Source organism: Bacillus salipaludis (genome assembly GCF_004358205.1).
This window is the reverse complement of the sequence record NZ_SMYO01000051.1, coordinates 1-7,260: the sequence shown is the minus strand read 5'-3', so window position 1 is coordinate 7,260 and position 7,260 is coordinate 1. Positions and strand designations below refer to the sequence as shown.

6 protein-coding genes are annotated in these 7,260 nt (G+C 38.6%); all 6 read right to left on the bottom strand.

Annotated features, from left to right (window positions below):
• Nucleotides 1-382: 382 nt before the first annotated feature.
• Nucleotides 383-1,342, bottom strand: coding sequence for a DUF3231 family protein (locus E2K98_RS29525; protein WP_133340473.1), 960 nt, complete (start codon nt 1,340-1,342; stop codon nt 383-385).
• A 464-nt stretch (nt 1,343-1,806) separates the two neighbouring features.
• A complete protein-coding gene (locus E2K98_RS29520) occupies nt 1,807-3,867 on the bottom strand; it encodes a catalase (RefSeq protein WP_133340471.1) in 2,061 nt (686 codons plus the stop codon).
• Nucleotides 3,868-4,962: 1,095 nt separating this feature from the next.
• The gene (locus E2K98_RS29515) at nt 4,963-5,223 is read right to left on the bottom strand and encodes a hypothetical protein (protein ID WP_133340469.1); all 261 of its coding nucleotides are present in this window, start codon (nt 5,221-5,223) and stop codon (nt 4,963-4,965) included.
• A gap of 66 nt (nt 5,224-5,289) precedes the next feature.
• Nucleotides 5,290-5,568: a hypothetical protein gene (locus E2K98_RS29510; protein WP_133340467.1), complete on the bottom strand. Its 279-nt coding sequence runs from the start codon at nt 5,566-5,568 to the stop codon at nt 5,290-5,292.
• Nucleotides 5,569-5,849: 281 nt separating this feature from the next.
• On the bottom strand, nt 5,850-6,440 hold the full coding sequence (locus tag E2K98_RS29505) for a molybdopterin-dependent oxidoreductase (RefSeq protein ID WP_133340465.1): 591 nt from the start codon (nt 6,438-6,440) through the stop codon (nt 5,850-5,852).
• 237 nt (nt 6,441-6,677) lie between these two features.
• Nucleotides 6,678-7,049, bottom strand: a complete 372-nt coding sequence (locus E2K98_RS29500; protein ID WP_235824976.1) for a YolD-like family protein — start codon at nt 7,047-7,049, stop codon at nt 6,678-6,680.
• Nucleotides 7,050-7,260: the final 211 nt, after the last annotated feature.

Genomic DNA, 7,260 nt, shown 5'->3' with positions numbered 1-7,260 from the left:
GTCTCCTCGGAGATGGACTTTCACCATCTGGGATTCAGTATCATCATCATCAACCAGTCGTTTCACCGAGATGACGTCTCTGTCAGATAATGAAAAGAAGAGTGTCGACAGATCAACACTCCATGCGACTGCCCGTCGCACAAAAAGGGGCAGTTAGACTGCCCCTTGAATTATGTAAATGCAAAATATCAGTCAATGCTATAAAAGATAGGACTAGATTGTTAACTCTCTTGTTCTACTCAACGGTACTTTACTAAGAAAAGCTGTATCAAATGTGTAAGTTTATCTTAGAAAAATTTATAATGTCGCTCTATAGAACCTGTCAGTCTTTCCATAAAATTCCAGATTCTTCATTATTTACACTATTGGATTCAGTTTATCATTATTTAATTGACCTACTCGTTAATGGTGGTTCATTAAACCAACCTTTTTTAACCAATAGCTTAAACCCTTTTTCTGAAAAACTTTGGACCTGTTCCATTAATTCACTTAGTATTTTGACATGATTCTTCTTATAACTAGATACAGCAGCGTTTTGTAAATTTATTATTCCAATAGGATTTAAAAACATTATGAGGTTCGTCATTAACTTATCTGAAAATGGAGATTCCTGGACCCTATGCACGAAGCTCTCTAGTCCAGTTGTAGTACTAACTCCGTTTTCCCTAAAAATATCCGATAAAGTAGCAGCTTGATGAAATGCTAATTTCTTGCCATCATTAAATAATTGCTTTGACTCTTCATCTTTTACAACATCAGCAAAAGCAGTGCATAGAGCAACACCAACATTATTGCATTGAAGTGCACTGTACATATGTCCCAATTCTACCGCATTAAGTGGCCTCAATTGTGTAGATATAACCTTAAACATTTTACTGTCTCTTTCATGTGCTTTCATGTATAAAAATGGACTGTTTTGTAACAAGTTCTTTTCTTTTAATAAACCTAAAAGAGATTCATCAATTTGAATCATCTTAGTGAGGACTTCACGAAAGAATTTCTTTACATTCATATCCGCTAGTTCTGCATATTGAGAAGCGAGGATCCGCATCCCATTTCCGGTAATATGCTTAAGAATTTCAATGATTAATTGATCGGTAAAAAGCTTTACTGAGGAGTTATTTAAATCAACTTCACTAAAAAATGGCGTTTCATTATAACCGCTGTCATTTAATAACTTTGTAGCCTCTTTTTCTTGAAATGTAGATAATGAATTGATTTCATCTAGAACACTTCTCAAATCTTTATCCTCAGCAGTATCAATAAGATTTTTTAAAATAATATTAACCATATTCGAACTTGATTGAAGATACCAAAGAAAGCCGAACTCATTTACGTTCATACAAAAGGCTCCTTCATTATTTATTTTCTGTTATTAGAATGACAAAAATATTGGTAATTATTCAGGGTATATTTCTAATTAATACATTTAGTCTCAATCTCAAACTATATTAATTATTGTAATTTAAATAATTTAATGAGAGTTTCTGTTAAAAGAATACTAATTATATTCACGGGCTCTCAGGTTTCTCAATAGCTTTTTTAATGATTTTCATTAGTAAAAGGCCTATCCAAATTCCTGGTATCACGCACAAAATTGGTAACCATATTGGCCATGACAGGAACTACAGGAAGGTCGATATCACTTAATCAAATAAATGCCAATCTAACAAATGTTCCAACAGCTCCTTCGAATCCATTATTGAAACAAGAAATGGCGGTGCTGGGAACGTCTCCCTAGCACCGCCATCTCTTCGTTTTACCTAATTTTGCAAGTAAGCAAGCTGTCCTATTAGACAGCCCCTTTTACTTCCTGTTCCAAAATCGTTGCTTCGCAATTGCTCTGACAAACACTTCTCCGAAGTTGTTAGTGCTTGAAGCAAAGACGACACCTTCAAGCTCTCCGTTTTTCGGTGGCTGTATGTACGATCCCCCTGTGGTCGCCACGCCAATCGGTTTGTAATACTTGTATGTCCCTTGGATAAAGTTTTTCACATTCCAGTCAAAGGCAGCTTGATTTTGCACGCGTCCACCAACAACATACAGAGAATCATAAAGAACAGGATTCGTCGCGAGGAAATTTTGATCCAACGTGATGGTCGTCCCTTGTGCTCCTGTAACCGTACCCAATCGATCGCTGACAAACTCCACGAAGACTCCATGTTCGACGAGCGTGTTCAAAACTGAGATGACCTCTTGATCGGGAAACCCGTTGCCAATCAGAACTGCAACCCTCATGGTATAGGGGAAATGCTGCGTATTGGCTTGACTTAGAGCTGGAGAGGACGCAGAAACGGAAACTTGCTTGGTTGATGGTGGTCGTACATCGATGTTTGAAGCAATGGTGGAAGCCAATGTATGGTCCACATTTCCGAACATGTCGACGATTTGTTGACGAACAGATTGGCTCTTCACTTTTGTGAGTTGAAAAATGAATGACTGTAATATATGGTCTTTTTCAACGTCAGACAAACTATTCCAGAACAGACGTGCTTGGGAAAAATAGTCCTTAAACGTGTCGCTTATGGCTTTGGTGGCTAAGCCTTTTATCTTTTCGGGATAGAAATCGAACCCGCCCTGCTCGACCGGTGTTGGACTTGGTGTATTGCCCGCTAGTGAGTTTTGATAGTAGTTAACCTGGTCAATATCAATGCGTTGGCGATGAGCCCCTTCTCGTTGGTAGTTGTGAAAAGGACAAAGCGGTCGATTGATAGGTATTTCATTGATGTTCGGACCACCCAATCGATACATCTGCGTATCGCGATAAGCAATAAGTCGGCCTTGTAATATAGGATCGTTGGAAAAACCGATGCCCGGAACCACGTTGGTCGGATCAAAAGCGGATTGCTCGGTCTCCGCAAAAAAGTTGTCGACATTACGGTTTAGTGTCAGCTTTCCGATGTAATGAACAGGAACGATTTCTTCTGGCCAGAGCTTCGTCGGATCGAGAACATCAAATTCGTATGCGTGTTCATTTTCTTCTTCAATCATTTGCACCCCAAATTCGTACTCGGGATATATCCCACGTTGAATCGCCTCATAAATATCTCGCCGGTGAAAATCGGCATCCAACCCGCCGATGATGAGGGATTCTTCTTGGAGAAGTGAATGTACGCCGAGGACTGGCTTCCATTGAAAGCGTACAAATCGAGAGGTTCCTTGGTCATTGATGAACCGGTATGAATTGATCGCATAACCCTCCATCATTCTCCAACTTCTTGGCAACGTCCGATCCGACATAAGCCACATGATAAAATGCGCCGACTCCTGGTTATTTGCTACAAAATCCCAAAAGTTTTCTTGTGCTGCTGAAGCTGTCGGCATATCCGTGCGTGGATCCGGATTAGCCGCATGATGTGAATCGACAAATTTCTGCGCGTCATTCACGAAGAACACGGGTAAATTTAATGATAATAGGTCCCAATTGCCCTCGTCAGTATAAAATTTCACTGCGAAGCCTCGCAAATCTCGCGAGGAATCGATCGATCCGCGACCGCCATGATTTGTTGAAAAGCGGACGAATACGGGCGTACTTGCACTTGGATTCTGCAAGAATCCCGCCTTGGTATAAGGCTTCATCGACTGATAAACCTGGAATGTCCCGTGAACACCGAACCCTCGAGCATGGGCGACGCGTTCTGGAGTACGTTCTCGGTCAAAATGCATCAGCTTATCAAAAAACAGAAAGTCCTGCAACAGAGCAGGGCCTCGAGTTCCTGCCTTCAATATCCCGTCATTGTTGGATGGCTTTAATCCCGCACTCGTCGTAAGGGGATTTCCTGCATTCTGAACACGAAATTCCTCAAGTTGCTCATTTTTTTTGTTGCTTTGATTCTCTCTTTCGTTAGAAACGTCATCGTAATTCATATGATCTCTTGCCCCCAAGTCAAAATGCATTTCACGCTATAGTATTTGTATGCCCGAGTTCTCCCCAGTATTCGAAGCCCCTTAAACTGGTTAAGCGATGTGGCAAATGCCCTTTTGAAGCTAACGGATTACGTACAGTGGAGGGGGGAGAACTTCAGAAGAAAACTGTTTTCATACAGTTCGAGGAGGACAGAAGCAAACCGTTGTGAAAGACTGCGAGCAGAACCCGCAATATTCACAACGTTTTTTCTCCAATATGAGGTTGTAATTATATCCTAAGGCGAAATGAGAATTTTGTACTCCTTTACGCACGATATGCGGATTAGCCCTTCCTCCATGTAGTGTTAATAGTAACGTCAGCAGCTTTAAAAGTATTTAAGACCGGACATCTGGGTCTGTTTTTTCTTTCAACTCTTTTACCCTCTCATCGGACTCGTTTTTTTAACAATTGCCTCAACATTAATTGTTTGGAAGTACGTTCGTACACTTGGATCTCCCATTAACCCCCGGAAATCAAGCCCACCATTTACTTTAAAGTCGATTCCTCGTAAACAGAACTTAATCTCTTTTGCAACTAAATTAGCAATCTCATTTTCAAACCTACTTGGTGGGAGGTCAGGAAAATGCGGATTTACAACGTTAAGCAATGTTAAGAAGTAAAAATGCTTAACTTAACAACTATAAGGGATTTTGAGACATGTATATGAGATATTTGGAACCCTTTAACTACAGTTATATCCCTCATTATCAATAGAGTAAAACCCTATTGATACAAACCTCATAAACCATGATAAATCAGTATTTGTTCCCTTACCGATGTAAATTGTCAAAATCCTGACGCTACCCCTTTTAGCAGTAATATGTTCTTTGCTTTCGATTTATTTTATTTTTGCTAAGGAAAACAGATATCTAATAACATAACTGAAAAGGTAGAAGTTAACTTAACATTAAAAATAAAGCCGATGATTCCTTAGCGTAGGAAAAATCGGCTTTTTTCATGTCGAAATATGCTTAGCGTACAAAAATCGCGTTTTTTGCTCTGAACTCCAGCATTGACAAAATGGTCAACACTTCAGTCTGAAATGTGGATATATATCATCCATCATAAAATTCTCTTTTTTTCTCATCTTCCTCGAAGATTTCGTCCGTACCTTTTTCTATTTGAATATTGTTAGGGCGGAGAAAATTTATGGTTTCGTGCTCTTCATCAAATTGCTGAACAATACCTACCATGGTTGGATATTTTTGAATATGCTCTTCATAGCATGATTGAAAGTCTTCGCCCACAACGAGGATTTCCTTTTTCTGACCACCAATTTCATTATCTTCTATATATGAAATAATAAATTCTTTCATCATTTCCTCCTTATAAAACAAATTTTTTATTAGGAAATTTAAAAATACAAAAGCACCTAGGGAAGCTTATGATTCATTTATATCTAATCCAGATAAATTTAAAGAAAGTTCATCTAATACTAAAAATACACAACCAAAAACGGTTCTGTAATCGATATAATCCCCTTTAACTTCAACATTTACCTCAATAATATTCCTTTTATTATGTATGTATTTTTCTTCAAATTGATTAAAATTAATACTTGTAACAGATACACTAATTTCCTCTAAGTATTTTTTCAGCTCTCTTTCAAATATTGAATGATTAAAGTTTTCGCTAAAGAAAATACGAATGGTAAAATTCATTTCAAATCCTCCGTCTACATATGATTTGCCAAATCTTCCTTACTCAACCTTTTTTCGAAAACTTGTGTATCTTTTATTCCATTTAATTTATTCAACTAGACTGGATCATTATCAAATAAAAAAAAGCGATCCTCTAGGTATCGCATATTTTAGATTATCGCACTCGTTTGTGAACAAAATGAGTTGTTTTCTTTCAAAAAATGGCCTTGCTTTTTTATTGGAAGCAAAGTATCAAAAGTTGAAGTACTTCTCTCACCCTCCTTTTCGTTTCGTAGCCTGTGTTAACGGTACCGCTCTTCTTTAAATGGATTGGCTGTCATCGAATAGCCACGCTCTTCCCAAAAACCAGCCTCGTCTACTTTCATAAACTCAATCCCTGAAACCCACTTTGAGCCTTTCCATAGATAAAATACTTCTGGTGGAATAAATCTTAGTGGATACCCATGTTTTGGATCAATATCTTGCCAATCATGATTTTTATCCTTCCAACGGTATACAAACAAAGAATCGTCCCCTAATAAAGGCTCTAGCGGCAGGTTTGCAGAATAACCAAATCTGTCCCCATTGAAGTAACCGTAAATTTTAATGTATTTTACACCTTCATTCATTTCAACAAATTTCAATAACTCTCTAAGTGCAATTCCTTCAAAAGTTGTATCAAATTTAGACCAGGTGGTAACACAATGCATATTAACGTTTGATATGGTTTTTGGAAGCTCCATGATTTCCTTATGGGATAAGGACTTTTCTTCCTTCACCTCACCAAAAAGTCTGAAATTCCATGTGATTTCGTTAAACTCGGGAACATCCCCTGTGTGCAGTATTGGCCATTTTTCTGTTTCGAATTGGCCAGGTGGAAGCTGCTTTTTCATCTGACACCATCCCTTTTTCATCTTAAACGTTAATTAAATCACAGTGCTTTGTATAGTTTACTTCAAAATAATGAAAGCATACTGTAGGCAAATCCGTTATTTGAGATCAACGTATTTAGAATTAACGCAGCTGGTGTACCTCAAGAGGGTAACTCGATATTCCATAATCTCTTGGTCCAGCCAAACCTTTGATAAGAAAACAAAACGGTAGCTAACCTATGCTACCGTTTTTGTTGTTTAGTCCACGACCTTCACTCCAACTACACTATCGAATGCCACCCGCTCAAACTCACCAGCTTTTACTTCTATCCGCAACTCATGCGTTATTGGATCGATGTAATGAACACGGCCAGTTATCACCGAAGTAAATCCGTCATTCCATACCGTCAGCTTTACCGCATGATTGTATTCTGTTGCATACTGTATTCGCAGGTCGAACTCCTCCGCTTGATCCTCGTCAATGATTGGCTTATTCATGCGTTCCTGGTCGCGCCATAGATCCCGCTGCCCCTTTATTAGCTCCGGATGTCCAAACGCGAATTGCCATTTCATAACGCCTCGGTCACGAATTGTCATAATAACCACCTCGGTATTATTATATGCGAACAAACGTTCCATATGAATAGAAAAATAAAAGACCAATTATTTTCGGTCTTTAGATTTCTTATTCAATTAGTCGAGTAGAAGGGAGCCTTTCTACCTTGCGGTAGATTGTACTCCTCCCCCCTCACAGAACCGTGCTTGCGCTATTAACGCACACGGCTCCTCCTAGTCATCATTTACAAAATATAGCTAATTTCTTTTCTTAAGTCGTATATAT

Excerpts from the sequence above, each read along its gene's own strand:
- E2K98_RS29525 (WP_133340473.1), bottom strand. The coding sequence starts at position 1,342 with ATGAACGTAAATGAGTTCGGCTTTCTTTGGTATCTTCAATCAAGTTCG.
- E2K98_RS29520 (WP_133340471.1), bottom strand. The coding sequence starts at position 3,867 with ATGAATTACGATGACGTTTCTAACGAAAGAGAGAATCAAAGCAACAAA.
- E2K98_RS29515 (WP_133340469.1), bottom strand. The coding sequence starts at position 5,223 with ATGAAAGAATTTATTATTTCATATATAGAAGATAATGAAATTGGTGGT.
- E2K98_RS29510 (WP_133340467.1), bottom strand. The coding sequence starts at position 5,568 with ATGAATTTTACCATTCGTATTTTCTTTAGCGAAAACTTTAATCATTCA.
- E2K98_RS29505 (WP_133340465.1), bottom strand. The coding sequence starts at position 6,440 with ATGAAAAAGCAGCTTCCACCTGGCCAATTCGAAACAGAAAAATGGCCA.